Annotated in this window: 22 protein-coding genes and 2 tRNA genes; 15 read left to right on the forward strand and 9 right to left on the reverse strand. The window is 52.4% G+C overall.

The window, feature by feature from the left end:
* The first annotated feature begins 69 nt into the window (after window positions 1–69).
* Window positions 70–1,317, forward strand: a complete 1,248-nt coding sequence (locus ACU6TU_RS05000; RefSeq protein ID WP_447143477.1) for an efflux RND transporter periplasmic adaptor subunit — start codon at window positions 70–72, stop codon at window positions 1,315–1,317.
* Window positions 1,314–4,478, forward strand: a complete 3,165-nt coding sequence (locus ACU6TU_RS05005) for an efflux RND transporter permease subunit (RefSeq protein WP_447143478.1) — start codon at window positions 1,314–1,316, stop codon at window positions 4,476–4,478. The genes ACU6TU_RS05000 and ACU6TU_RS05005 overlap by 4 nt, the downstream gene beginning before the upstream one ends.
* A 112-nt stretch (window positions 4,479–4,590) precedes the next feature.
* Here the strand turns inward: ACU6TU_RS05005 and ACU6TU_RS05010 are convergent, their stop codons facing one another.
* On the reverse strand, window positions 4,591–5,214 hold the full coding sequence (locus ACU6TU_RS05010; RefSeq protein ID WP_447143479.1) for a TetR family transcriptional regulator: 624 nt from the start codon (window positions 5,212–5,214) through the stop codon (window positions 4,591–4,593).
* 190 nt (window positions 5,215–5,404) lie between these two features.
* Here ACU6TU_RS05010 and ACU6TU_RS05015 point away from each other — a divergent pair, with 190 nt between their 5' ends.
* A complete protein-coding gene (locus tag ACU6TU_RS05015) occupies window positions 5,405–6,436 on the forward strand; it encodes a succinylglutamate desuccinylase/aspartoacylase family protein (protein WP_447143480.1) in 1,032 nt (343 codons plus the stop codon).
* On the opposite strand, the gene dusA is transcribed toward ACU6TU_RS05015, so the two are convergent.
* Window positions 6,425–7,447 (reverse strand): tRNA dihydrouridine(20/20a) synthase DusA, encoded by a 1,023-nt coding sequence (dusA, locus tag ACU6TU_RS05020; RefSeq protein WP_447143481.1) that lies wholly within the window; start codon window positions 7,445–7,447, stop codon window positions 6,425–6,427. The genes ACU6TU_RS05015 and dusA overlap by 12 nt on opposite strands.
* A gap of 676 nt (window positions 7,448–8,123) precedes the next feature.
* Here dusA and ACU6TU_RS05025 point away from each other — a divergent pair.
* Window positions 8,124–9,023, forward strand: coding sequence for a DUF6731 family protein (locus ACU6TU_RS05025; RefSeq protein ID WP_447143482.1), 900 nt, complete (start codon window positions 8,124–8,126; stop codon window positions 9,021–9,023).
* On the forward strand, window positions 8,986–9,420 hold the full coding sequence (locus tag ACU6TU_RS05030; RefSeq protein ID WP_447143483.1) for a hypothetical protein: 435 nt from the start codon (window positions 8,986–8,988) through the stop codon (window positions 9,418–9,420). Before ACU6TU_RS05025 ends, ACU6TU_RS05030 begins: the two co-directional genes overlap by 38 nt.
* Window positions 9,421–9,941: 521 nt before the next feature.
* Here the strand turns inward: ACU6TU_RS05030 and ACU6TU_RS05035 are convergent.
* From ACU6TU_RS05035 to ACU6TU_RS05050, 4 genes are all read right to left on the reverse strand, one after another.
* On the reverse strand, window positions 9,942–10,361 hold the full coding sequence (locus ACU6TU_RS05035; protein WP_447143484.1) for a type II toxin-antitoxin system HicB family antitoxin: 420 nt from the start codon (window positions 10,359–10,361) through the stop codon (window positions 9,942–9,944).
* A gap of 38 nt (window positions 10,362–10,399) precedes the next feature.
* Window positions 10,400–10,528 (reverse strand): type II toxin-antitoxin system HicA family toxin, encoded by a 129-nt coding sequence (locus ACU6TU_RS05040; RefSeq protein ID WP_447143485.1) that lies wholly within the window; start codon window positions 10,526–10,528, stop codon window positions 10,400–10,402.
* A gap of 159 nt (window positions 10,529–10,687) precedes the next feature.
* Window positions 10,688–11,263: a DUF2335 domain-containing protein gene (locus ACU6TU_RS05045; RefSeq protein WP_447144184.1), complete on the reverse strand. Its 576-nt coding sequence runs from the start codon at window positions 11,261–11,263 to the stop codon at window positions 10,688–10,690.
* Window positions 11,211–11,438, reverse strand: coding sequence for a hypothetical protein (locus ACU6TU_RS05050; RefSeq protein ID WP_447143486.1), 228 nt, complete (start codon window positions 11,436–11,438; stop codon window positions 11,211–11,213). Before ACU6TU_RS05050 ends, ACU6TU_RS05045 begins: the two co-directional genes overlap by 53 nt.
* Before the next feature lie 527 nt (window positions 11,439–11,965).
* On the opposite strand from ACU6TU_RS05050, the gene ACU6TU_RS05055 reads away from it, so the two are divergent.
* Window positions 11,966–12,580, forward strand: a complete 615-nt coding sequence (locus ACU6TU_RS05055) for a hypothetical protein (protein ID WP_447143487.1) — start codon at window positions 11,966–11,968, stop codon at window positions 12,578–12,580.
* On the opposite strand, the gene ACU6TU_RS05060 is transcribed toward ACU6TU_RS05055, so the two are convergent.
* Complete coding sequence (locus ACU6TU_RS05060; RefSeq protein ID WP_447143488.1) at window positions 12,577–13,107, reverse strand: helix-turn-helix domain-containing protein; 531 nt, start codon at window positions 13,105–13,107, stop codon at window positions 12,577–12,579. The genes ACU6TU_RS05055 and ACU6TU_RS05060 overlap by 4 nt on opposite strands.
* A 307-nt stretch (window positions 13,108–13,414) precedes the next feature.
* Between ACU6TU_RS05060 and gltX the strand changes: the two genes are divergently transcribed.
* The 3 genes from gltX (at window position 13,415) to ACU6TU_RS05075 (ending at window position 15,221) form a co-directional block, all read left to right on the forward strand.
* Complete coding sequence (gene gltX, locus ACU6TU_RS05065) at window positions 13,415–14,896, forward strand: glutamate--tRNA ligase (RefSeq protein WP_447143489.1); 1,482 nt, start codon at window positions 13,415–13,417, stop codon at window positions 14,894–14,896.
* 143 nt (window positions 14,897–15,039) lie between these two features.
* A tRNA-Ala gene (locus tag ACU6TU_RS05070) sits at window positions 15,040–15,115 on the forward strand.
* Window positions 15,116–15,145: 30 nt separating this feature from the next.
* Window positions 15,146–15,221: transfer RNA gene (locus tag ACU6TU_RS05075), tRNA-Glu, on the forward strand.
* A 433-nt stretch (window positions 15,222–15,654) separates the two neighbouring features.
* On the opposite strand, the gene ACU6TU_RS05080 is transcribed toward ACU6TU_RS05075, so the two are convergent.
* Both ACU6TU_RS05080 and gltA read right to left on the reverse strand, forming a co-directional pair.
* The gene (locus tag ACU6TU_RS05080) at window positions 15,655–16,536 is read right to left on the reverse strand and encodes an NAD(P)-dependent oxidoreductase (RefSeq protein ID WP_447143490.1); all 882 of its coding nucleotides are present in this window, start codon (window positions 16,534–16,536) and stop codon (window positions 15,655–15,657) included.
* 150 nt (window positions 16,537–16,686) lie between these two features.
* The gene (gene gltA / locus ACU6TU_RS05085; protein ID WP_447143491.1) at window positions 16,687–17,973 is read right to left on the reverse strand and encodes a citrate synthase; all 1,287 of its coding nucleotides are present in this window, start codon (window positions 17,971–17,973) and stop codon (window positions 16,687–16,689) included.
* A gap of 558 nt (window positions 17,974–18,531) precedes the next feature.
* Here gltA and sdhC point away from each other — a divergent pair.
* The 6 genes from sdhC to odhB all read left to right on the forward strand — a co-directional run bounded on the left by sdhC (window position 18,532) and on the right by odhB (window position 26,632).
* Complete coding sequence (sdhC, locus tag ACU6TU_RS05090) at window positions 18,532–18,909, forward strand: succinate dehydrogenase, cytochrome b556 subunit (RefSeq protein ID WP_447143492.1); 378 nt, start codon at window positions 18,532–18,534, stop codon at window positions 18,907–18,909.
* The gene (gene sdhD / locus ACU6TU_RS05095; RefSeq protein ID WP_447143493.1) at window positions 18,903–19,250 is read left to right on the forward strand and encodes a succinate dehydrogenase, hydrophobic membrane anchor protein; all 348 of its coding nucleotides are present in this window, start codon (window positions 18,903–18,905) and stop codon (window positions 19,248–19,250) included. The genes sdhC and sdhD overlap by 7 nt, the downstream gene beginning before the upstream one ends.
* Window positions 19,251–19,253: 3 nt before the next feature.
* A complete protein-coding gene (gene sdhA, locus ACU6TU_RS05100; RefSeq protein WP_447143494.1) occupies window positions 19,254–21,026 on the forward strand; it encodes a succinate dehydrogenase flavoprotein subunit in 1,773 nt (590 codons plus the stop codon).
* A gap of 27 nt (window positions 21,027–21,053) precedes the next feature.
* Window positions 21,054–21,764, forward strand: coding sequence for a succinate dehydrogenase iron-sulfur subunit (locus tag ACU6TU_RS05105; RefSeq protein ID WP_447143495.1), 711 nt, complete (start codon window positions 21,054–21,056; stop codon window positions 21,762–21,764).
* Window positions 21,765–22,198: 434 nt separating this feature from the next.
* Window positions 22,199–25,033 carry a 2-oxoglutarate dehydrogenase E1 component gene (locus tag ACU6TU_RS05110; protein ID WP_447143496.1) on the forward strand — a complete coding sequence of 945 codons (2,835 nt, stop codon included), beginning with the start codon at window positions 22,199–22,201 and terminating at the stop codon, window positions 25,031–25,033.
* Window positions 25,034–25,069: 36 nt separating this feature from the next.
* The gene (odhB, locus tag ACU6TU_RS05115; RefSeq protein WP_447143497.1) at window positions 25,070–26,632 is read left to right on the forward strand and encodes a 2-oxoglutarate dehydrogenase complex dihydrolipoyllysine-residue succinyltransferase; all 1,563 of its coding nucleotides are present in this window, start codon (window positions 25,070–25,072) and stop codon (window positions 26,630–26,632) included.
* Window positions 26,633–26,720: the final 88 nt, after the last annotated feature.

Consider the following 26,720-nt stretch of genomic DNA (forward strand, 5'->3'; position numbering starts at 1 on the left):
ATTTACATTCGTACGTGTATGGTTATACTCCTTTCGCGCATCTCAAGCTGATAAATGGGAAAATCACCAATGAAGTTATTGTCGAAAAGGAGTCCGTTGGTTGCCTTGGCTATTGTGGCAAGCGGTGTGTTGATGGGATTTCAGCACACCGATGCTTTCGCCCAGGCAGGCGGGGGTCAGCAGGAGCAGCCACCTCAGGCGGTAGAGGTCAGCGAGGTGCAGCGCCAGGATATCGACCTGGTGCGCTCCTACTCTTCGCTATTGAGCAGTGATAATGAAGTGGCACTGGTGGCACGTATTACCGGTGTCCTCCAGCAGCGTCATTTTGAGCCGGGGCAGTCGGTGGAACGAGGCCAGACACTTTACTCCATCGAACCGGATATCTATCAGGCGACCGTCAATCAGCGTGATGCAGATCTGCAGAGCGCTCGCGCTGAACTGTCGCGGGCGCAACGTGATGCAGAGCGTTTTGAACGTTTGTTGAGTCAGAACTCGGTCAGTCGTCAGCAGTATGATCAGGCCCTGGCGGATATGCAGGTGGCCCGTGCAGCGGTGGCTCAAGCCGATGCTGCCCTGGCGCGTGCGCGTATTGACCTTGAGTACGCCGAGGTCAAGGCACCGGTGTCAGGCATGATCAGCCTGAGTGACGTGAATGTGGGTAATCTGGTCAACCCAGGCACCGCGCTGACCACCATTACCCCGTTAGACCCTTTGGAAGTGCGTTTCCAGATGCCGCAACGTGACGCGTTCGAGTTACGTCGTCAGCTTGGAAACGGCACTGAGCTTTCTGATATCAAGGTATTATTGGATGTGCCGGGCGCGCAAGCGCCACTGGAAGGCTACATGGATTACCTTGGCTCGCGAATCAGTCAGGGTACCAGCACCATTCAGGCCAATGCGTCTGTCGAAAACCCCAACGGCCAGGTGCTGCCAGGTCAGTTCGTGCGTGTACGCTTGGACGGTCTGAAACGTTACGATGTGATTGCCGTGCCGGAAATTGCGATTACCCAAGGCTTAATGGGGCCGCAGGTGTTTGTGCTTGATGAAGACAGCCGTGCCCGTGCCCGTACGGTAGAACTGGGTGAAATGGCGGGTGCCTGGCAAATTATTGAAAGCGGCCTGGAACTTGGTGAGCCGGTTGTCGTGGGGGACCCCGCGGGAATCAACCCTGGGCGCATGATCGATCCTCAGCCGTTTGATGGAAATCCTGAGTTGGAAACGAATACCGCTCCTGACGCATCTGGCAATCAGATAGATGCTTCTGGCGAGCAGGGCGATGCAGCATCAGCACCTGCCGAGGGAGATGACGGGGCATGAGTTTCTCAAATTTCTTCATCGCACGGCCTATCTTTGCCACCGTACTGGCGATCATCCTGACCCTGGTGGGGGTGGTGAGTCTGAGAGCCTTGCCTGTGGAGCAGTATCCCGATGTGGTGCCGCCAACGGTGTCAGTGAGTGCCAGCTTCCCTGGCGCTGACGCTGAAACGGTGGCGCAAACGGTGGCGGCTCCGCTGGCGGAAGCGATCAACGGTGTCGAAGACATGCTCTACATGACATCGACCAGTGCTGATAACGGTTCAATGTCGCTGAGTGTGGCCTTCAACATCGGCACCTCCGGGGATATCAATACCATTAACGTCAATAACCGTGTTCAGGGGGCGCTTTCCCAGCTACCCGAAGCGGTGCAGTCGCAAGGGGTGAAGGTTGAGCTGAGTTCAAGCTCGATACTTATGTTGGTGGCGTTGATCTCTCCGGAAGGCGATTACAACAGAATCTTCATGCAGAACTATGCGACCTTGAACGTTCTGGGTGAACTACGCCAGATTCCAGGGGTTGGCGGCGCGGAAGTTCTTGGTGGCGGTGATTTCGCCATGCGGGTCTGGATGGACCCGGCCAAAATGGCAGAATATGACCTGACGCCCACCGAAGTGGCAAGCGCCATTCGCGCCCAGAATACCGAAGTGCCTGCCGGTAGCCTTGCCGCCACTCCGCAGAGCGACCCGCGCGCTTTCAGCTATACCATTACGGCAGGCGGACGCCTTAACAGCGCCGATGATTTCCGTAAGATTTTCCTGCGGACCAACCCGGACGGCTCCTCATTACGGCTTGAAGATGTGGCACGGATTGAGCTGGGGGCGTCATTTTACGGCGTCAATGCCAAGCTCAACGGCGCCAGCATGACACCGATCATCATCAATCAGCAGCCGGGTGCCAATGCCCTGGAAACGGCCAAGGCCGTTAACGATACGATGGACGACCTGCAGGCGCGTTTCCCGCCAGGCCTTGAATACGTTGTCCCGTATGACACCACGCTGTTTATCGATGCCTCGGTCAATACGGTCGTCAAGGTCTTTATCGAGGCGTTTCTGATCGTAGGGGTGATTCTGTTTATCTTCCTGCAGAACTGGCGTTTCACGGTGATCGCCATGTCAGTGGTGCCGGTGTCGGTGCTGGCGACCTTTGCAGGGTTCTATGTGTTTGGTTTCTCTATCAACCTGTTGACGTTATTTGCACTGGTGCTCTCGATTGGCATCGTGGTGGATGACGCCATACTGGTGGTGGAAAACGTCGAGCGTGTGCTGAGTGAGGACGAAGACACCACGGTCATGGAGGCGACCATACGGGCAATGAAGGAAGTTGGTGGGCCGGTGATTGCCACCTCGCTGATCATGGCGGCGGTGTTTGTGCCGGTGGCTTTCCTGGGGGGCTTTACCGGGCAGATTTATCAGCAGTTCGCCCTGACAGTGGCCATTTCAGTGGCTTTCTCTGCCCTGATGGCGCTGACCTTTACCCCGGCGATATCGGCCATTTTCATCAAGCACAAACCCAAAAGCGAATCAAGGATACTGCATGTCCTGAGTTTGCCGCTGCGCCTGTTTGACCGCTTTTTTGCCGCCATTACGGCGGTTTACATGGTCATTGTCAAAGTGCTGGTACGTTTCTGGGGGCTGGCGCTACTGCTCACCGGGCTGGTGATCGGAGGTTCCTGGTGGCTTTACCAGACCACGCCTTCCTCATTGGTGCCTGAAACGGATCAAGGTATTGTTCTGGCCGCTATTCAGCTACCGGATTCTGCCTCGCTTGAACGCACGCAAACCTATATGGACGAACTTAGCCGACAGATTGAGGCAATTGATGGCGTGCGTTATTCCTCCGCAGTGGCAGGGTACGACATCCTCTCCAGCGCGGTGAATACCGCCAGGGGGATCATGTTCATCAATATGGAATCATGGGAAGACCGTACGCTGACAGCCAACGAGCTGGTGGGCAGAATCATGCAGCTAGGGGCACAGATTCCCGGTGGTTCCGCCATGGCGTTCAACGTTCCGCCGATCATGGGGCTTTCCACCACGGGAGGCTTTACCGGGTATCTGCAATCCTTTGGGGGTGCCGATGCGCGGGAGCTGTTTGACGCCTCAATGAAGGTCATGCAGGCGGCCAATGAGCACCCGGCCTTAAACCGTGTCTTTACCACCTTTAATGTGAATGTGCCGGGGTATCGTGCCGAAATCGACCAGCAGAAGGCATTGAGCTATGGCGTGTCGTTGCAGGATCTGAACGCCAGCATGTCCAACACCTTTGGTAACGGTTTTGTGAACTTCTTCAGTTATCAGAACCGTAACTTCCAGGTTTACCTGCAAAATGAGGATGAGTACCGCAAGACACCCGATGACCTGAATCATGTCTATGTGCGTGGGGGAAGTGGCGAGCGTATCCCATTGTCGGAGTTTGTCACGCTTGAACGCCAGGCCAAGCCCTCGGTGGTCGCACGTTTTGGTGTGTATCTCGGTGCTCAGTTCCAGGGTGGCCCCGCGCCGGGTTACAGCTCAGGCCAGGCCATTGAGGTCATGGAAGAGTTGGTACAGGAAACCCTGGGCAGTGAATGGGGCATGGGGTGGACCGGTACGGCCTATCAGGAAAGTGAAATGGGTGATACTGCTTCCCTGGCTATCATCTTTGGCTTGATCATGGTCTTCCTGATTCTGGCTGCGCAGTACGAAAGCTGGTCCTTACCGTTAGCGGTACTGACGGCCACGCCTTTCGCCTTCCTGGGCGGTATCGGCGGTATCGTGTTGCGTGGCCTGGATACCAGTGTCTACGTTGAGATCGGTATTCTGGTGGTCGTCGGTCTGGCCGCTAAAAATGCCATTCTGATCGTTGAGTTTGCTGAACTACAGCGTAAAGAACTGGGCAAATCCATTCGTGAAGCGGCGATCAGCGCGGCAGAGTTGCGCTTCCGCCCGATTGTCATGACCTCGCTGGCGTTTATCTTTGGCACCTTGCCGCTGGCGCTTGCCACCGGGGCCAGTGATGTCAGTAGCCACCACATCGGTACGACCGTTGCGGTGGGAATGGGGACGGTCGCGGTGTTGGGGAGTATGTTCATTCCCAGCTTTTACGCCATGATTGCGTCTATTGCGCAATGGTTCAATGACAAGCGTAAGGGGAATGACCAGACGTCACTCTCCAAGGCGTGACCAGCCCTTAGACGCCGTCAATCTTCGGCGTCCAGCAAGCACCGGCCTTTTTACTGAGGTCGGTGCTTTTTTTTAACTGGCAGAATGTTCGGACAGGTGGGCGGGAGGCGTGCTAGGCGACACCCGGTGCTTTCATCAATTGCAACTGAGCGGCGACCAATCGGGAGCCTTCCTGAAAAATGGAAAAGGTCTCATGGTTGCGTAACCAGTGATGAAACAGGCCACTTAACATCGCATTCATGATGTCAGCGGCCATTTCCGGGGAAAGGTCCTGGCGTAGTTGCTGGTGGCTGGTGGCGCATTGGAAATAGCCGATTAACGCGCCGCAACACTCATCGGCCATTTCGTTTTGCATGGCGATAGGGTCAATGTCGCTGAAGGTTTCACAGTGGTGCACCAGAATAGAATGGACGCGACGATAACGCGGCTGTTCCAGACGTTCGAAACCACTGATGCAGGCAAGGCGGATGGCCTCCAGCGGCTTACCTTCGAGACCTGGGGCATCAAGCTCTTCAACCAGGCCTTGAAACGGCATGCGCACACGTTCCAGCATGGCAATAAACAGGTCTGCCTTGTTTTTGAAATGCCAATAAACGGCACCGCGGGTCATACCGGCTTGGCGGGCAATCTGCTCCAGTGATGTTCGGGCAACGCCATGCTGGATAAACATTTCCTCGGCAGCATCCAGCAGCATTTCACGTGTCGCAGCGGCTTCTTCTTTTGTCTTGCGTGCCATAAAGTGCCATCCATTATTGAAACTGAATCCATTTTAACGGACTCACCCGGGTTTTACATTCAAAAGCGTATGGATAAGCACGTTACGCCCTGTTTTGCACTTGATAGCTTGATTTTACTCGTCAATTGGGCGTTACAAGGGTATAACGTGGAAAGCGAAACACTGTTTTCATATCCAAGGTAGGCCCCCTATGGCAAGAAAGCCTTTTACATTAGCTGGCAAGACGGTTCAGCCCGGAGAGCGACTGGAAATTGATCTTCCCGTTGCCCGTCTTTACACCCATACACAGCTACACATGCCGGTTGAAGTGGTCCATGGCCGTAAAGACGGGCCTGTGCTACTGGTGTGTGGGGGGATTCACGGCGATGAAATCAATGGTGTCGAGATTGTCCGCCGGCTATTGCGTGCAAAAGCCATCAACAGCCTACGCGGCACCCTGATTGCGGTTCCTGTCGTTAATGTGTTTGGTTTCTTGCAGCAAACCCGTTATCTGCCTGACCGTCGCGATCTGAATCGCTGCTTTCCGGGGACTGAATCCGGTTCTCTGGGCGGGCGTATTGCGGCGCTACTGCGCGAAGAAATCGTCGACTACGCCACCCATATCATCGATCTTCATACCGGCGCGATTCACCGCACCAATCTGCCGCAGATCCGTGCCCAGCTGAGTACGGGCAGTGAAACCGAACAGATGGCGGATGCCTTTGGTGCCCCGGTCATTCTGAATGCAGAACTGCGTGAGGGAAGCCTGCGCCATTATGCACAGAATCGGGGTATTCCGGTTCTCACCTACGAAGCGGGCGAAGCGCTGCGCTTTGACGAGTGGGCGATTGCCCCCGGCGTTCGAGGGGTGTTGCGGGTGATGCGCCGGTTGGAGATGCTGGCAGGCGAGCAGCGCCGCCGCCGCCCGCCACCCGCCGAGGTTGCCAATGGTTCGAGCTGGGCGAGGGCACCGATTGATGGCATCCTGCGCCCGAAAGTACGCCTGGGTGCCAGAGTGGCCAAAGGTGAGGTGCTGGGCAAGGTGGCCGACCCGTTTGGCAACGACGAAGGCGAAGTGCTTTCCATGGCGGATGGTATTGTCATCGGCATGAGCCGCTTACCGCTCGCCAATGAAGGCGAGGCGCTGTTTCACATTGCCCGTTTTGATGAGATTGAGGAAGCGGAAACCGCGATCGAGTCCTTTCATTCATCACTGGAACCGCTGCCCGACTCACTCTACTAACGCTGGCTGCGGCCTGCTTTCGGGTTCGCGCACCAGGCTCAGCGCATCATCAAAAATACGCAGGTCAGCGCCTTCTTTATGGGCGTGCTCCGACAGGTGGCGGCGGAAACGTCGCCCCCCAGGGCAGCCCTGAAAAAGCCCTAAAAGGTGGCGGGTAATGTGATTCAGCTTCGCGCATTCATCCAGCCGCGACTGAATATAAGGACGAAAGGCCTGGGCCGCCTCCAGACGGCTGCTTGCCGGGTCGGGCTGCCCATAAAAACGGCTATCAACGCTCGCCAGCAGCCAAGGGTTCTGGTACGCCTCCCGGCCCACCATCACGCTATCTACCTGCTGACACTGCGCCTGACACTCATCAAGCGTTTTGATGCCGCCGTTAATGCCGATATGCAACTCAGGATGATTCTGCTTCAGGCGATGCACCCGCGGGTAATTAAGCGGCGGGATATCACGGTTCTGTTTGGGCGATAATCCCTGCAGCCAAGCCTTACGGGCGTGAACAATGAAGGTGTCGCAGCCTGCCTCCGCCACCTGGCGGACGAAATTCTCCAGATCAGCATCTTCATCCTGATCATCAATGCCGATGCGGCACTTTACCGTAACAGGAATGCTCACCACCGCTTGCATCGCCTTGACCGCCGCCGCCACTTTTTGCGGATGCTCCATCAGGCAGGCGCCAATCAGGTTGTTCTGCACCCGGTCGCTAGGGCAGCCGACATTCAGATTGACTTCGTCATATCCCCAGGCCTCGGCAATGGCTGCACATTCCGCCAGTTCGCCCGCATCGCTGCCACCCAGCTGCAGCGCAATCGGATGCTCAACCTCGCTGTAACCCAAAAAACGCTCACGGGGAGAGCCATGCAGCAGCGCCCCCGTTGTTACCATCTCGGTATACAGAAGCGCTTGCCTGGTTAACGTACGGGCAAACGCCCGGTAATCACGGGTCGTCCAATCCATCATAGGGGCCACAGAAAACAGACGTGCTGCATCTGCTGGGCTTATGTTTTTCATATCAATCACTTGCATCTTTTGATGCTATGTAAATATACAGTATTAACACTCTTTAATGCTGTATATAACCATGTTCGATGTACCAGATTTGTACCTTAATCACAGAATCAGGCGGCTAACCCCAAAAGGGTGGTACATCATGGCGGCGTGTCAGAAATGGGGTTTTCGCTGGCGGGCAATTGTACGCAATAAAGGGTGCTCAGCACAAAATAAGTCATCCACCATCCAAGGTGCTGCCAGCTTTTCAATCAACGACACAACGGGGGAATCAGCGTTCAGCGTATTCTGGCCGCATTGAGCGATGCCACGAACCATCAGCACTGGGGAGAATTACATCTTTTGGGCATAAATTGACTTTGGGGCAATGGTCTTAGCGGTAACCATGGGTTAGGCTCCCTGAATAAAGTTAAAAAATTTAAAAAGCTGGTTTAGGAAGGGAGCATTGATGTTTTTCCAGCTTCGAGCGACGGGTCGAACGGGTTCAGCGCCTAGCAGGCGGCGCGTTTTACCTGATCAGGGACAACGACTATTACCAGCTAGAAGAGGTGATCCGCCCCGAGTATATGCACGACTTGGAAATATTGGGGGCGGTGTGAAATACGGATTGGGCGGGTGGTTTGAGTGTTGATTATTAGTTAGTAAATTTTTTAGTTGATAATTATTAATAGGTTTTTTTATGCACGATACAAACTACGATAGAAAAGGTTTCAATCTTGACTTTTTTTCTGGAGTTCATTATTCAGATGATAACGATTTTTGCATTTTTTCTATATTGGCCAATATTGTTGAGCTTGATGTGACGCCACATTATAGACTTGGCTCTTTTGATTATCAGTTGAGATCTTTGCAGCAGTCGGGAAGTACAATTAAGGGAGTGTTAGCTAAGTTCAGAACCTCTGATTTGCCTCATGCTGGTAGCCCTGATGGTACTGAACGTGAACTTGGCTTAGAGGTTTCGGAGGGGTTGATTGAAAAAAATCATTTTATCGTTAAAAAAGACAAGTGTGTGATTGTTTTTCAAAGAAATGGCCATGCTGCACGAGTGGGAAGGTTTTCAGAGTATTTGACTTGTTATACCGGTGAAACAATTGTTTTTAATCCTATTCTTCAGAAAGATTCAGTCGAGCGATTGTTGGATGATAATCTAAAACCCATTAGCCTAGAACTCTCATACGCTACACCTACAAACCCTGATTTTTTCCCCGATGATGAATGGGGTAAAAAGATGGCTATGCTTTCGGATATGGCAAATGGCTCTCGTATCAGAATTGCCCTAAGCGCTGATCGTCGATCTTCAGATTCTAGCAAGCATTCATTATTGAAGAGGATAAAGAGTTCTGTTGCCGCTTTGGCCAATGATCGTCGAACCACTGTAGCCAGGGTTAAATTAACTGACGATTTACACGATTATCCAATCGATCTAATTGCAGATAGAATGACTGCAGATAAAGAAGTTGAGATGCGCGGAAGGTATCCTGTTCTAGATTCTATGTTTTCCGCTTTGCAGGAAGCATACAGTGAGCGGAAAGGAGATATAAATGAAATTTTTGGAGAGCAGGGTCGCCGTCTTAGTTAGTATTGTCATCGCTATTGGTGCTGGTTGTTTGACTTATGATTCTCTTGGAAGTTATGAAGACGTGAGATTGACAGCCACTACCTTTGCCACAATTAGTGCGACTCTATTTGGTTTTTTAATGACGTCGTTGTCAATTCTTATTGCTATATCTGATAGGAATTTTATAAAAAACTTACGTCTAACCGGCCATTACAAGGTGTTGGTTTCTCAGCTTTTTTCTACTGCCGGAATGCTTTTGATTTCCGCGATATTAGCTCTTTGTGGTCATGTTGTTGCAGATGAGTGTTATAAAAATTTGATTATATCCTCAGCATCATCCATGTTGGTTTTTTCTTTGTTTTCTTTTGTGTTGGCGGGTGCAAAATTCAAGAAGGTTATTTTGTTATTAATAAAATGATGCTCCTTTAGAATTGTGAGTTACTGTCTTTTGCAGATGTTTAATTGGTAATCTTGGTCGCTTGGCATGCACCATGAGGTGGCGGTTGGCACACAGTATAGCTAGGTCGCTGAGTTTAGTTTTGCTCTCTACGCCTAGCGTGTAGATGGGCTAAATGCGATGGTGCTATATGAAACCTTCCTCGTACGTTTCGTACACCTTGGTATAGTCAAAATTGGAGGCATCACAGGCGAGTTTTCCTAATTATTTAAATTTATTTGCTTTATTTTTTTTTGAATTTTTACTTTTTTACAGTGTTTACTGTGAAACTGATATAAATAATTTGAATATTTAAAAAATCAAAAGTTTGGCCGGAAAAGAGAAACTTTCTCATTGAGACCATCTGGCTATTAATGAGATGCCCTTTATGAAAAGGTGTCGCATTGAGGCACGAGGGACGGACTGCGGCTCGCCAGAAGGAAGCAGCAACATAAGCAAAACCCCCGGCCATGGATGGGGCTGGGGGTTTGTGTTTTGGGAGGTTATGCGCCTTTTCGGGTTCTTGCTAGTTCGGCCAGGGCAACACGGGAGAGGAACCCGGAGCGCGTTTTATCCCCTGGATGACTGGCCACAAAGTCATCAATTTGTTTCACCAGCAGGTCAGGCAGTGTGACGTTGATTTTGTGGCTTTTGCCGAGGTACGGGGTTAGATCGATATCGATCACGGCCCAGACCCAGCTTTCAAAATCGGGATTATCCATGTGATGTTCGATGGAGGTGGCTTCGGGGATCGGGTCGCCGAAGTCCACGGCAACTTCTAACCAGCCTTCGATGGCTTCCTTGGCGTTGATCATCGCCTCTTCAAAGGTATCACCTGCTGAATGGCAGCCAGGCAAATCAGGTACCGCCACGCCGTAGGCGTGGTGCTCGTCACCGCGTTCGATTGCAATGGGAAATAACATGGCTCACCTCTGTATTAGTGGGGCAGCAGTGATCAGCCTCAATCGAGGCCAGCGCTTTTCCTGATTCCTTTGACCAAGCCTGTTTTCAGATCCTTTTTAGGATGTGGCACGGTAACCGTTCCGGGCTTAGTTGGATGTCGAAAGTGGTGGTGGCTTCTGCTGTTCACCTCCTGCCCCTTAGTCGTTGAATCTTGGGGTTACTATAACCCCGAGAGGTGGGCGCGTCAAAAATCATAACTCCAATAACTCTAGCCGTGTGTTCAAGAAAGCGGCAACGCAAGCAAAACCCCGGCCATGGATGTCTGGGGGTGGTAGTAAGGGAATGCTTAGTCTTCGTTATTGCGGCGGCCATAGATAAAGGCTGCAACCAGACCACTTATATCTATGGCTGTGATGAGAGCTGCGACGCCCGCATGGTCTAGGAACAGTGCTAAGCCCGCTAAGCCGAATGCTGCCAACGCAACAATGGCGGCCAAGATTTGGCCTCGTAAATCACGGGTGGTTTCAGCGCGTACGATGGTGGTTTCTGTTCGGTGGCGGTGTTCGCGTTCGCTATCCGCCCAGTCGATAATTTTTGCCGCTGAGCCAGGCACAATATTTTCATAGTCACGTAGTATGCTAGGTGGCGGTAATGGCCCACGGAATGCTGAAGTGGTAGTGCTGATAGCTAGCGCAACGTCCGTTCGATGACGTTGCAACAGTTGGGTTAACGCGCGTTGTTCTTCATCCGAAAGGTCTTCTTTACTTAGCAAGGTGCCAAGCTGAGCGAGCTCTTTTTGGTCTTCGGGCGTCTCAGTGTTCTGATTCGCTCCTGGACCTTGAGAAGGGGAAGTTTGTCCGTCGACGCGATCAGACTTCTGCGATCCGCTGCCGGGATGATTGCTTGATGAAGGTTTGGTCATATCGTTCAACAGCGCGATCCATGTCTCTGCCGATCCGATCCCAGTCTGAACTGAGGCGATCAAGATCAGTTTTGTGGGTGTCTATCAAATCACGATAGTTAGTACTGGGTTGGATGTCGATAAGGCTACCAACGGCGCGTAGCAGACGCTGACGGCGTGAAGATAATGTCTTCATGGTCTTGGCCTCCTGTGCAGCCTTTTTAAACTAATCGAGAACGGATTATTCCATGTCGTTTGATGTGTTTCACCTTCTTATAGTCTGACACTTTATGTGTACAGCGCAAGCGCTATCCTATCTATGGTGAGAATTTCGATTTATGGCGGGAATTTTGTTCCTCACCGCGTCTGCATCTTGATCTCTCAGGTGTAGCCGCTGTCAATTAACTGGTGGGTGACTTCGTCGATGATCCTGGCGTGGCGTCGATCTTGGGCGTGTAATTTTCAGTGAGTATCAGTCCCGTATGCCGGGCATTGGTTGATGAGACGTTTGATGGTTAGGTAATAGCAACAATGGTAAAGAAACGTTGTCTGAAGCGTTAGTTATTGGTGTTTGGTGGCTCTTGGCTGAGAAGGTAGAGTTTGTCATGTTGTCTTTCCAAGATTGACCACCCTATGCCTATACGTCGAGGCGTTATCGGCGTAATGTCTGGTCATGATTAACATTGTGCAGCCCTGATGTTGCCGAACCCTGAGGAGATTTTCATGGCAGTCAACAAACCACGTTGGTTGGTAGCGGGGTTAATGCTGGTGATGGTAGCTGGCTGCGGTGGGTCAACGGATGACGAGGAGTCTACGCTAGGTAGAGACTATACAACTGACCGCCCAGCAGCTGAGGCATCTTCCGATACGGCAGACGCTGAGTCAGTTGATGATGTCTCGAAAGCGCCTATTGAAGTGACGGTTGAAGCGTCAATGGAATTGCGCAGCGACCGGCGCATTATCCTTTCCGGTGAAACCAATCTGCCGCCCTCATCGAATCTGAGTGTGATGGTGGAGCGCGAGCTGAGCGGTGTGCGCTGGCGAGAAAGAACACAGGTAAACGGTGAGGGGCGCTTTCGCGTTGGGCCATTAGGCCCAGGCAGTGGTTTGCCGGACGGTGGGTACCGTGTCAGCGTTGAGCTTCTTGAATCCAGTGTTCAGCCAGCATCAGTGCGTCAGCAGATAGGTTTGGAAGGAGAGAACCTGACGGGAGAGTGGGTGGAACAGTCCCGTCATGGTCTGGGGCAAGTGATTAATTATTCGCGCCGCTTCCTGATCGGCGCTGAGCCAAGAAGAACACAGGATGAAGTGGAAGTACTGGCGGTGCCTGATCGTTAACCCGCACGCCAATGGCAGAGTAATGCTGCGTGAATGGAATACCCTTCTTCCGGCATGTGGCTCAGGTGTTTGAGTTCTGTTTGGGTACCATCGGAAATAACGTAATACCCTGGCTGCTGAAAAGAAGAGGTAGGGCCTAGTAAGGCTAAATCCCCGGTTCTGAGGGGAGCGAAATGCGTGTTAGCACCGGGAGTGGCAATAAAGGCTGGCGCCTGCCAGGGCATGCTGATGGGTAGGTAACTGCTGCTAACATCAATCGATCTGGCATTTAACTGCTCCCAGGGGAGAACGCCAGTGTGATTGAGTACAGGTAGTGGTGAGTTACCATCTCCTTCCAGCAATGTCGCAAGCGAACATTCCAGTGCATCCGCCAGGGCAACAAGCCTTTCATGGCCGATCTGTTTGATGGCACCAGATTCCCAATAAGAGATCGTAACATCAGACACGCCAATTTTACGTGCCAACTCAGCTTTGTTGAGCTCGGCCTGAAGTCTGAGTTGTTTGATGCGAGCACCTAGCGATTGCATGGTTTTTTCCTATTGAGCACCTGAGCCTTCAGGTGGGTAAGTATTCAAGGCCGACCACAGAGCAAAAAGGCTTGCCGAGTTGTGCGAAGTCAGCGATTTAGCAACTGCTTATGCTAAGCAAACACGTCTAATGAGTACATCCTAGCAAATAAAACGGTAAATCAACTTTTAGACGCTTCCTTGCTCGGAATGTTCCCATTTTTTTTACATACTTAGGTGTCATGGGGTGGCTGCCCGAGTGACGTTGAGTGCGTATAATGAAGTTACGTGTATTGATTTATTGATAGATTTTTTCAAGGAAGTCTCCATGACTGTACGAACTCGTATCGCGCCTTCGCCAACGGGTGACCCCCATGTGGGCACGGCGTATATCGCGCTATTCAATCTGTGTTTTGCCCGCTTGCATGGTGGCCAGTTCATTTTGCGGATAGAAGACACTGACCGTGTGCGTTCTACCGCTGAGTCTGAGCAGATGATTCTGGATTCTCTGCGCTGGTTGGGCCTTGAGTGGGATGAAGGCCCGGATGTAGGCGGTCCGCATGGACCTTATCGGCAAAGTGAGCGTGGCGATATTTATGCACAGCATGCTCAGCAGTTGATTGAGTCCGGGCATGCGTTCAAGTGTTACCGTACGTCTGAAGAACTTGACGAGCTGCGTGAGGCGCGCAAGGCCGCTGGTATGCATTTGGCGCTTAAGCCTGCCGATCTGGCGCTTGATGCGGCAGAGGAGGCGCGTCGTCAACAGGAAGGCTGGCCATATGTGGTTCGTATGCAGGTGCCTTCCGACGGCGTGTGTGTTGTCGAGGATATGCTGCGTGGCCGTATTGAGGTGGAATGGGCGCAGGTTGACGCACAGATTCTACTTAAATCTGACGGTATGCCGACCTATCATCTAGCCAATGTTGTTGATGACCACCTGATGGGGATAACTCACGTCCTGCGTGGTGAAGAGTGGATCAATTCGGCTCCCAAACATCAGCTGCTATATCGCTACTTCGGTTGGGAAATGCCGGAGCTTTGCCATATGCCTCTGTTGCGCAACCCGGATAAATCCAAGCTTTCCAAGCGTAAAAACCCAACATCTATCAATTACTATCGGCGTATGGGCTACTTGCCCCAGGCCGTCACCAACTATCTGGGGCGGATGGGGTGGTCAATGCCTGATGAACGTGAAAAATTCACGTTGAATGAGATGATGGAGGCGTTTGATATTCAGCGTGTTTCTTTAGGTGGGCCAGTGTTTGATCTGGAAAAACTGACCTGGTTGAACGGGGTGTATATTCGCGAAGATCTGGATGACACGGCGTTTATTGAGGCGCTGCGCGATTGGGCGTTCAATGAAGCGTATGTGCGTCAGATCGTGCCTCAAGTGCGGCCGCGCGTGGAAACGCTTTCTCAAGCCATTCCTTTGGCTGGGCATTTTTTCTCGGGCATGCCCGCCATCGATTCGCAGTCATTTGAGACCATCAAGCTTGAAGATGAAACGCTGGTGAAGCTGCTGCAGTTTTTGACCTGGCGCCTTGAAGTTTTGCCTGCCTGGAACAAGGAGGCGCTTTTAAGTGAAGTGCAAGCGCTGGCAGGGCATTTCGAACTCAAGATGAAAGCGTTCCTGGCCCCAATCTTTATCGCCATTACGGGGAGTGCGACGAGTACTTCCGTGATGGATGCGATGGTGATTCTCGGGTCTGATATGACGCGAGCCCGTCTGCGCCATGCGATAGAGGTATTAGGCGGGGTGTCGAAAAAGCAGGCGAAGCGATTCGAGAAAGAATTCCGTGATATCTCGTAATGACGCTGGTAGAGCCAGTCGTTGGTATTAAATAGTTGGTATTAAATAGTTGGTATTGAATAGTTGGTATCGAATAACCGGTGTTAAATAGGTTGACGAAGGCGGGGTGAATAAGTATTATACGCCTCGTCTTCAGGACATGTGGGGCCTTAGCTCAGCTGGGAGAGCGCAACACTGGCAGTGTTGAGGTCAGCGGTTCGATCCCGCTAGGCTCCACCAAATCTGATTATCTGCAGCATTTGTGTCTACGTCCCATTCGTCTAGTGGTCCAGGACACCGCCCTTTCACGGCGGTAACAGGGGTTCGAACCCCCTATGGGACGCCACAGGCACACCGCTTTGAATTTGTTGACAGCTGGTGGTCGTTGTTTTCAAGTCTCTCTGGCTTATCGAAAACTCTTCATCATCTTCCTGTATCTGCTTTATTTCTCCTCACAATAACGAGTTTTATCGTTGTTGCGTTTCGTCGTTTCTGTTCTTCCTATTCGCTATTTATGTGCAATTTGGGCTTGACTTGTCCACTTTTGCTGTTCCGTCTGTATGGGTTGTGCACAACTGATTGAACACTCCCCTGAAAACAGTCGCTTGTGAAATTATGCTTTAAAAACAATGGTTTATATTAGGTTAAAAAATAACCAATTTAAGGCAAGCCCGCATATAATGGCGATTCTGAGACGTTTTCTAGAGGTTGTGAACAGGGTTATCCACAGAAGGTGTGGAAAAACCCTGTTCTTGCCAGCAGGGTGAAAATGTCAAGAATTATTCTGTCTTGCGTAAGCGTTTCAGCAGCGACGAGGTGTCCCACCTGCCGCCGCCCATTGTCTGTACATCGGCATAGAATTGATCCACCAGCGCAGTGACTGGAAGTGTGGCGTTCAGGCGGCGTGCCTGAGTCAGACAGATGTCCAGATCTTTGCGCATCCAGTCAACGGCAAAGCCGTGTTCGTACTGATCGTCAATCATGGTGGCGTGACGATTTTCCATTTGCCATGAGCCAGCGGCCCCCTTGGAAATCACGTCAATTACCTGATGCTGGTCGAGGCCAGCCTGTTCGGCAAAGTGCAGGCCTTCCGCAAGCCCTTGTACCAGGCCTGCAATGCAGATCTGATTAACCATTTTGGTAAGCTGGCCGCTGCTGGCGGTGCCCATCAGGGTGACCGCGCGCGCATAGTGCGCCAGAACGGGACTGACCTGTTCAAAATGATCGGCTTCACCGCCACACATAATGGTCAGAGCGCCATTCTCGGCGCCTTGTTGGCCACCTGAGACAGGGGCATCGAGAAAGGCGATATCCTGTGCTCGGCAAGCAGCATCTAGCTCAAGTGCCAGATCCGCAGAAGCTGTTGTGTGGTCTACCAGAAAAGCGCCGCTGGCTAGGCTTTTCAGAACGCCCTGTTCGCCACAGACAACGTCGCGCACATCGTTGTCATTGCCGACGCATACCAGAACAAGGTCGGCGCCTTCTGCGGCTTCTTGCGGTGTCGCGTGGGCGCTGCCACCATATTCCTCAACCCAGTGGTCGGCTTTTTGGCGAGTGCGGTTGTAAACCCGTGTGGTGAGTCCCTGGCGTGCCAGATGGCCCGCCATCGGGTAGCCCATAACGCCAAGGCCGATAAAGGCAACCGTAGAAATATTGCGCATGGTCAATGTCTCCTCAAAATGTGTTATTCGTGTGCTGGTTGGGGTGTGCCGTGGGTCATCTATGCCGCCATGGAGTGATCAAGTCAACGGCTGTCATGCAAAAGGCCACCCGAAGGTGGCCTTATGGATCAAGCTATGTTGTGTCGCGTATCAGCGTTTTGGGTAGTCACGTTGTTCGTGGCCAATGTATAGCTGGCGAGGACGACCGATTTTATAGCTTTCGCTGAGCATTTCATGCCAGTGGGAAATCCAGCCAATTGTGCGTGATACCGCGAAAATAACGGTAAACATGTTGGTAGGAATGCCCATGGCCTTGAGGATAATGCCGGAGTAGAAATCGACATTCGGGTAGAGTTTGCGCTCAATGAAGTATTCGTCTTCCAGCGCAATCTGCTCAAGGCGTTTGGCAATTTTGAGCTGGGGATCATCGGCCATCCCGAGTTCTGCAAGAACTTCGTCACAGGTTTCTTTCATGACCTTGGCGCGTGGGTCAAAGTTGCGGTATACGCGGTGACCGAAGCCCATCAGCTTGAAGGGGTCGTCTTTATCTTTTGCTTTGTCGACGAAGCGCTGAATGTTCTCTTCGGAATCGTCGCCGATTTCGTCGAGCATATTCAGTACCGCTTCGTTAGCGCCACCGTGTGCTGGACCCCATAGCGCCGCGATGCCAGCGCTGATGCAGGCGAACGGGTTGGCGCCGGTAGAACCTGCCAGGCGAACCGTGGAGGTGGAGGCGTTCTGTTCATGATCCGCATGCAGGGTAAAGATGCGGTCCATGGCTTTCGCATACACCGGATTCACCTTGTACTCCTCACATGGGTTGCTGAACATCATGTAGAGGAAGTTCTCGGCGTAAGTCAGGTCATTACGTGGATAGTTGAAAGGCTGTCCAACATTATACTTGTGCGACATCGCCGCAATGGTCGGCATTTTGGCGATCAGGCGAATCGCGCTGATGATGCGATCTTCTTCTTTGGTCGTGTCCATATGATCATGATAGAAAGCCGCCAGGCCGCCTACGACGCCGCACAGAATCGACATGGGGTGGGCATCACGACGAAAGCCCTTGAAGAAGTTGTTAATCTGGTCGTGAACCATGGTGTGGTTACGGATACGCGATTCAAAGTCAGCGTACTCCTCATCATTGGGGAGTTCGCCAAACAGCAGGGTGTAGCAGACTTCAACGAAATTGGACTCACTTGCCAGCTGGCCAATCGGGTAGCCGCGATGTAGTAGGACACCTTTGCCACCATCAATATACGTGATGGCCGACTGGCAGGAGGAGGTGGCCATAAAGCCAGGATCGTAGGTAAAAAGACCTTCGCTACCCAGTTTGCGAACGTCAATAACGTCTGGCCCAAGTGTGCCGGAATAGATGGGCAGTTCGATTGCCTTGTCCAGGCCATCTACCGTCAGTGTTGCTTTTCTGTCAGCCATGAAGGCCTCCTTTTTCGTTCGGTTTGGGGGCGTAATGTTATGATTTTATATACCGCATCAGCGTAAAGGTTCGCCTACTATAAAAGCGTGCAAAAGATTGTCAATTAGCCTAAACGCTAGTTTAAGTGATACAGGGTTGTTACTTTGCATAATTTTTGTATATGATTAGAGGTCGTTGCATTGCACGTGCAGGTTGGCTCTGGTTAGGGAGTAACTCTACGGTGCGAAGCAAGCGTGTTAAAATGAACCGTTGTCTGCGCAATTGCCCAAAAAGAGAAAGCAATCTGTACAATGGGTAATTGTCTACATTATTACCATAAACATGCTGCAGTGCAAAATCGGCCTGAATGTAGAGAGTTTTCTTGCACCATGGTCGAGTAACACTTCGGTTCAGTTTGTCAGCGGGGCATTAGGTTCTTATAATCCATGTCGCGCGACACCATGCAGGTTGGTGTTCGTGCCTGACTTGGCAATGGCCGAGCCCCTTCCAGCAACCACTGCCCGCTCGGGCCATGCCCGACCTGTCGCAGAGCGGGCCAAGAGAGTGTGTATAAAGCCGTGAATAGCAAACGACCCGTAAACCTAGATTTATCTACGATACATTTTCCACTTCCGGCACTGACGTCGATCACACACCGCATTACCGGTGTCATCCTGTTCGTTGGTTTGATCTTTGCCTTTTGGGCGCTGAGTGCATCGCTCTCGTCTCCCGCTGGTTTCGACGCAGTAAGTAGTGCGCTAGCCAATAATTTCCTGGCTAAACTGATTGCCTGGGGACTGCTGTCTGCGCTTGCCTTCCACTTTGTTGCCGGTGTCAAACACCTGGTAATGGATGCGGATATTGGCGTTACCCTTGAGGGTGGCGTGAAAAAAGCACAGATCACAATTGTGGTCAGCGCTGTACTGATCATTTTGGCAGGAGTCTGGGTATGGTAACCAACATCACAAGTTTTGGCCGTAGCGGTCTTTCTGACTGGCTGATGCAGCGTGTGTCGGCGGTGGTAATGGCCCTTTATACGGTATTTATCGTCGCTTATCTGCTGCTCAACCCAGGGCTTGATTATTATGCCTGGAGTGGCCTGTTCGAACAGACCTGGATGCGCATCTTTTCGTTGCTCGCCTTCATATCCCTGGCAGCGCACGCCTGGATCGGTTTATGGACAGTGACAACCGATTACATCAAATCAACCAATCTGCGTGTTGGTGTTCAGCTTTTCATTATTCTGGCCATCTTCGCCTTTCTGGTGTGGAGCATTCAAATTCTGTGGGGAGCTTGATACATGTCTAACCTTCGTAGCCTGACATTCGACGCTATTATTATTGGTGGCGGTGGCTCCGGTCTTCGTGCGGCTCTGGAGTTGGCGAAGTCTGGCAAAAAGACGGCGGTGTTGTCCAAAGTCTTCCCGACACGCTCACATACCGTATCTGCCCAAGGCGGCATTACCTGTGCGATCGCGTCTTCAGACCCTGATGATGACTGGCGCTGGCACATGTACGACACTGTGAAAGGCGGCGACTATATTGCCGACCAGGATGCGGCGGAATATATGTGTTCAGAAGGCCCGAAAGCTGTTTTTGAACTTGAGCACATGGGTCTGCCGTTCTCACGCTTCGACAACGGCCGGATTTATCAGCGCCCGTTTGGCGGCCAGTCAAAGAACTTTGGCGAAGGCGGCCAGGCGGCACGTACCTGCGCGGCGGCTGACCGTACCGGTCACGCACTGTTGCATACGCTTTACCAGAACAACCTCAAGAACAACACGACGTTCCTGAATGAGTGGTACGCGGTTGATCTGGTGAAAAATGCCAATGGCGACGTAGTTGGCTGCATCGCCATGTGCATTGAAACCGGTGAAGTGGTTCACGTTAAGTCCAAGGCGACTGTGCTGGCGACTGGCGGTGCCGGACGTATTTACGCATCAACCACCAACGCCTTGATCAATACCGGTGACGGTATTGGTATGGCGCTGCGCGCTGGCTTCCCGATGCAGGATATGGAAATGTGGCAGTTCCACCCGACCGGTATTTACGGTGCGGGTACCCTGGTGACGGAAGGTTGCCGTGGTGAGGGTGGCTACCTGATCAATAAGGATGGCGAACGCTTCATGGAGCGTTACGCGCCGAACGCCAAAGACCTTGCGGGCCGCGATGTTGTTGCACGTTCCATGGTCATGGAAATCATCGAAGGCCGCGGTTGTGGTGATAAGGGCGACCACGTCTTCCTGAAGCTTGATCATCTTGGCGAAGATGTTCTTGGCAAGCGCCTGCCCGGCATTGTTGAACTTTCCAAAACCTTTGCCCATGTCGACCCTGCCAAGGATCCGATTCCGGTTGTGCCGACCTGTCACTACATGATGGGGGGCATTCCAACCAACGTGCACGGTCAGGCGATCATGCAGGACGAGAGCGGAAATGATCATATCGTCAACGGCCTGTATGCCTGTGGTGAAGCCGCGTGTGTTTCCGTTCACGGGGCCAATCGCCTGGGCGGCAACTCTCTGCTGGATCTGGTTGTATTCGGTCGCGCAGCAGGTATGTTCATTGAGAGTGCGCTGAACGAAGGTATTGAGTACCTGGACGCCACGGAATCCGACATCGACTCTGCCATGAAGCGCATGACTCGCTGGAACGATTCTGATGGTGGTGAAACAGTGCCGGAACTCAAGGCAGAGCTTCAGAACATCATGCAGACGTCTTTCGGCGTTTTCCGTGAAGAGAAAAACATGCAGGATGGCGTTCAGAAGCTAGCTGATCTGCGTAACCGCATTGATAATGCTTACTTGCCGGATAAATCCAACGCCTTTAACACGGCTCGGGTTGAAGCGCTTGAGCTTGACAACCTGATGGAAGTGGCTGAAGCAACCGCCATTGCGGCATTGGAGCGCAAGGAAAGCCGTGGTGCTCACTCACGCTACGACTATCCAGACCGTGATGATGTCAACTGGCTGAAACACTCGCTTTACTTCCCGGCCACGAAAGAGCTGAAGAAACGCGACGTCAACTTCAAGCCGAAGACCGTTGATACGTTCGAGCCCAAGGTTCGTACCTACTAATCTCTGCACTAACGAGAGGGAGTCACTATGTCCAATCTTCAGGTATCCATATACCGCTATAACCCGGAAACGGACTCCGCACCTTACATGCAGGAGTTTCAGGTCGACACCAAGGGGCGGGACCTCATGGTGCTTGATGTCCTACATATCATGAAAGAGCAGGACAATGGCCTGGCGTTCCGTCGCAGCTGCCGCGAAGGCGTCTGTGGTTCGGACGGCATGAACATGAACGGCAAGAACGGACTGGCCTGTATTACGCCGCTGTCTGACGTGATAAAAGGCAATAAGCTGACGCTGCGCCCATTGCCAGGTTTGCCTGTTATTCGCGACATGGTCGTGGATATGGGGCTATTCTATAAGCAGTATGAGCGTATTCAGCCTTACCTGCAGAATGATGAGCCGGCGCCGGCGATTGAACGTCTGCAGTCACCGGAAGACCGCGATAAGCTTGATGGTCTGTACGAATGTATCCTGTGTGCCTGCTGTTCCACGTCCTGCCCGTCTTTCTGGTGGAATCCGGATAAATTTGTTGGCCCGGCGGGTTTGCTGCAGTCGTATCGTTTCCTGGCCGATACGCGTGATACGGCCACTAATGAGCGTTTGAGCGAACTGGAAGATCCGTTCTCCGTTTTCCGTTGCCGTGGGATCATGAACTGCGTTGCAGTATGTCCCAAAGGCCTGAATCCGACGCGGGCAATTGGTAAAATTCGTGACATGCTATTGGCAGATGCCACTTGAGTGTAATAAAAAGCCTATGCCACTTAAGTTGCGCAACAATGCTACTTAAATAGTCGCGCTGCAATTGTTATCATAGGGCAAGTCGCGAGGTGCGGCGGTGAGTCGCACTTTGGGCCAGCCAGGTTTAAAAGCCGGTGCAATGTGTACCGGCTTTTGAGCATGGACTGATCAGTAAAAGGTCCACTTGGCGTGGTAACCTGCAAAGAACCGTAAGCAGGGGCGTTATATAGTGGGCTGAGCTCATGGAATCTGGAAGGGTTTGTGAAAGATGATGTTTTTGACGGATTCTGTGGTTTTGTAAAACAAGTGGTAGGGCTTCCGGCCACAGGCCGGTGCCGCCGGCAGATATCCCGCCCCGCCGGCAGGGCAACAGCGTTGTCGTCGCGTGGTGTGGCGATACCGATACCACCCCATCAGTGCAGGGTGACCGAGAGATGCAACAAGGCATAATGGAGTTGATGTGGCGTTCTTCTCACGTTAGTGGCGGTAATGTCCACTACGTGGAAGCGCTTTACGAGCAGTACCTCGATGATCCCAATGCTGTCCCTGACGAGTGGCGTAGTTATTTTGATTCGCTACCTCGCCCTGAGGGCAGTGCCTCTCACGATGTACCACTAAGTCCGATACGTGATCAGTTTTATCAGCTGGGCCGTGAAACGCGCCCTGGTCGTGTTGCCGCTGCACCAGTCGGCGGCGAGAATAAAAAGCAGGTAAAAGTCCTGCAGCTGATTAACGCCTATCGCTTCCGTGGCCATCAGAAGGCCAATATTGACCCGTTAGGACTGCGAAATCCCACCCCCATACCCGATCTGGACCTTTCCTTTCATCAGCTATCCAAAGCTGACCTGGACGTTGACTTTCAGACCGGTTCTTTCTTCCTTGGTATCGACAAAGCGCCTCTGCGTGACATCGTGGACGCTCTCGAGCGGACTTACTGTCGCTCGATCGGCTGCGAAATCATGCATATTGTTGATACCGAAGAAAAGCGTTGGCTACAGCGACGTTTTGAATCCGTGCGAAGTGCGCCGACTTTCAGCGATGACACGCGAAAGCATGTCCTTGAACGACTGACCGCAGCGGAAGGGCTTGAAAGTTACCTGGCATCAAAATATCCAGGCACTAAACGCTTTGGTCTGGAAGGCGGTGAGTCCTTCATCCCGATGATGGATGAGCTGATTCAACGTGCAGGTGGATACGGAACGAAAGAAGTCGTCATTGGAATGGCTCACCGTGGTCGCCTCAACCTACTGGTTAACATTCTGGGCAAAAATCCTGCCGAGCTTATTGATGAATTTGATGGCAAGAAGGTTATCGAGCGTGGCTCAGGCGACGTTAAATATCACCAGGGTTTCAGTTCCAATGTGATGTCTCCGGGCGGCGAAGTGCACCTGGCACTGTCGTTCAACCCATCACACCTTGAAATTGTCTCACCGGTGGTCGAAGGCTCGGTAAGGGCTCGACAGGATCGTCGTAACGATGCGACAGGCGAAAAAGTTCTGCCTATCAGTATTCATGGTGATGCGGCATTTGCAGGTCAGGGCGTGGTGATGGAGACATTCCAGATGTCTCAGACGCGTGCCTACAAGACCGGCGGCACCGTGCATGTCGTCATCAATAACCAGGTAGGCTTTACGACGTCACACCCGCTGGATTCGCGCTCAACCGAATACTGCACCGATATTGCCAAGATGGTGCAGGCGCCGATCTTCCACGTCAACGGCGATGATCCTGATGCGGTACTGCATGCCACTCAGGTAGCGCTTGATTATCGGCACGAGTTCAAAAAAGACGTGGTGATTGATCTTGTCTGCTATCGCCGTCGTGGCCATAACGAGGCGGATGAGCCATCGGGTACCCAGCCGATGATGTACGCCAAGATCAAGGATCATCCTTCTTCACGCACCGTGTATGTGGAGCGTCTGATCAAGGAAGGCGTTATCAGTGAAGATGAAGCCAAAGCCATGGTGGAGAAGTACCGTGAAGACCTGATGGCGGGTAATCACGTGGCGAATGCACTGGTTCAGGAGCCCAACACATCACTGTTTGTTGACTGGGCGCCTTACATTGGCCATGAGTGGACTGGTAATGCAGATACTTCGTTCGATATGAAGCGTTTGCAACGTCTTGCCGCAAAAATGTGCGAGGTTCCTGACGGCGTTGACGTACAGCGTCAAGTCGCCAAGATTTACCAGGATCGGCGCAAGATGCAGGCAGGTGGCCTGGCCCTTAACTGGGGCTTCGCAGAAACCCTGGCGTATGCCACCTTGCTTGATCAGGGGCACCCTGTTCGCCTGACGGGGCAGGACGTTGGTCGTGGGACATTCTCGCACCGGCATGCCGTGGTTCATAATCAGAAAGACGGTAGTACCTACGTGCCTTTGCAAAATCTGGCAGAAGGTCAGCCATCTTTTACCATCCATGATTCCTATCTGTCTGAAGAAGCGGTGCTGGCGTTTGAATATGGCTATTCAACCACCGCTCCCACCGACCTGGTCATCTGGGAAGCCCAGTTTGGTGACTTCTTTAACGGCGCCCAGGTCGTGGTGGATCAGTTCATTTCCTCAGGCGAAACCAAATGGGGTCGTCTGTGTGGTTTGACCATGTTGTTGCCGCACGGTTACGAAGGGCAGGGGCCGGAACACTCGTCCGCACGACTGGAGCGCTTCCTGCAGATGTGTGCCGAGCACAACATGCAGGTTTGTGTTCCGACAACGCCTGCGCAGATTTTCCACCTTCTGCGCCGTCAGGTAATTCGTCCGTTGCGTAAGCCGCTGGTCGTGATGTCACCGAAGTCATTGTTGCGTCATAAGGAAGCCTCTTCGAGTCTTGAAGATCTGGCGAATGGCAAATTCCATATGGTGCTGGCGGATCAGGCGAATCTGGATGCAGAAAACGTGAAACGCGCCATTCTGTGTTCGGGCAAAGTCTATTATGACCTTGCTGCCTGGCGCAGTGAAAACGAGCGTAACGACACGGCGATTCTGCGCCTTGAACAGCTGTACCCGTTCCCGAAAGAAGAACTTCTGGAAGCGCTTCAGGCGTATACGGGAATCGAGGATATTGTCTGGTGTCAGGAAGAGCCACTTAACCAGGGGGCCTGGTATTCCAGTCAGCATCATCTTCGTGCTACCGCTGAAATGCTCAAGGAAGGTCTGGGTGGCAAGTTGAAGTTCGCCGGCCGTCCCGCTTCTGCAGCACCAGCGGCAGGCTATATGTCCGTTCACACTGAACAGCAACGCCAGCTGGTGGAAGACGCTTTCAACGAATAAGCGACCACTATTTATAGAATTTAAAAGGGAAACGATATGGCTAGTGATATCAAAGCGCCAACCTTTCCGGAGTCCGTTGCCGAAGGTACCGTGGCGGCATGGCATAAAAAGCCGGGTGACAGCGTCGAACGTGACGAGCTGATTGTTGAAATTGAAACCGACAAGGTCGTCCTTGAAGTTGTTGCGTCAGAGGCGGGTACCCTGACTGACGTGATGGTCGAGGAAGGCGACACGGTAGAATCAGAACAGGTGCTTGGCAAAATTGGTGAAGGTAGCGCGTCTGGCAGTAAGAAAGAAGCTTCTTCTGACGACGCCGGTGCCGAAAAGTCTGAAACAGACGACAAGCCAGAAAAGAAAGCCGCCAGCGGTGGTGGCAAGCAACATGAAGTCAAAGCGCCGAGCTTCCCTGAGTCGATTCAGGAAGGTACGGTTGCCAGCTGGACCAAGCAAGTAGGCGAAGCTGTCAAACGTGATGAGGTTCTAGCTGAAATTGAAACCGACAAAGTGGTGTTGGAAGTTGTCGCGCCTGCAGACGGTGCCTTGACCGAAATCAAGGCGGAAGAAGGTAGCCAGGTAGAGTCTGAAGCCGTGCTGGCTATTTTCTCTGAAGGCGCCGGTGGTGAAAGTAGCGCCGAAAGTGACAGCGCTTCTTCTTCCAGCGATGCGGGCAATGATGACGAAGGCTCCGACGAAAAAGTGGGCGATAAGATCCTGGCACCTGCCGCACGTAAAATGGTCGCGGAGCATGATCTGGATGCCTCCAGGATTGAAGGTACCGGCAAAGGCGGACGTGTTCTGAAAGAAGACGTTCAGAAAGCTGTGAAAGACGGTTCTGCTAAAAAAGTGGCCAAGCCATCGGCGCCGGAAAAAACTGCCGCGGTACCGGTTGCTGAAGGTGAGCGCCCCGAGAAGCGCGTTCCCATGAGCCGTCTACGTCAGACCATCGCCAAGCGTCTGGTTCAGGCACAACAAACGGCGGCCATGCTGACCACGTATAACGAAGTCGACATGACAGAAATCATGGCGCTGCGTGCTCAGTACAAAGATACGTTCCTAAAAGCTCACGATATTAAATTAGGCTTTATGGGCTTCTTTGTGAAGGCAGCCTCTGAAGCGCTCAAGCGTTTCCCGGATGTCAACGCCTCGATTGACGGAACTGACATTGTTTACCACGGCTACCAGGATATCGGTGTCGCGGTGTCGACTGACCGTGGTCTGGTTGTTCCTGTGTTACGTGATACTGATAGCATGAAAATTGCTGACGTTGAACGTTCCATTGCCGATTTCGGCAAGCGTGGCCGTGACGGTAAACTGGGCATGGATGACATGATCGGTGGTACCTTTACGATCACCAACGGCGGCACCTTCGGCTCCCTGATGTCGACTCCGATCATCAATCCGCCACAGACGGCCATTCTGGGTATGCACAAGATCCAGGAGCGCCCGATGGCGGTAAATGGCAAAGTGGAAGTTCGCCCCATGATGTATCTGGCGGTGTCCTATGACCACCGCATGATCGATGGTAAGGATGCCGTTCAGTTCCTGGTGACCATCAAAGAGCTGCTGGAAGATCCCGCACGCTTGCTGCTGGACGTGTAAGTCTCGCCAAGAACGAATACGCATTCACGTTCAATTGCACCTCGCCTCCTGCCCCACAAGGGCAGGGGCAACCAAGCTAAAGGAGTCA

It is taken from the genome of Halomonas sp. LS-001 (genome assembly GCF_052983955.1).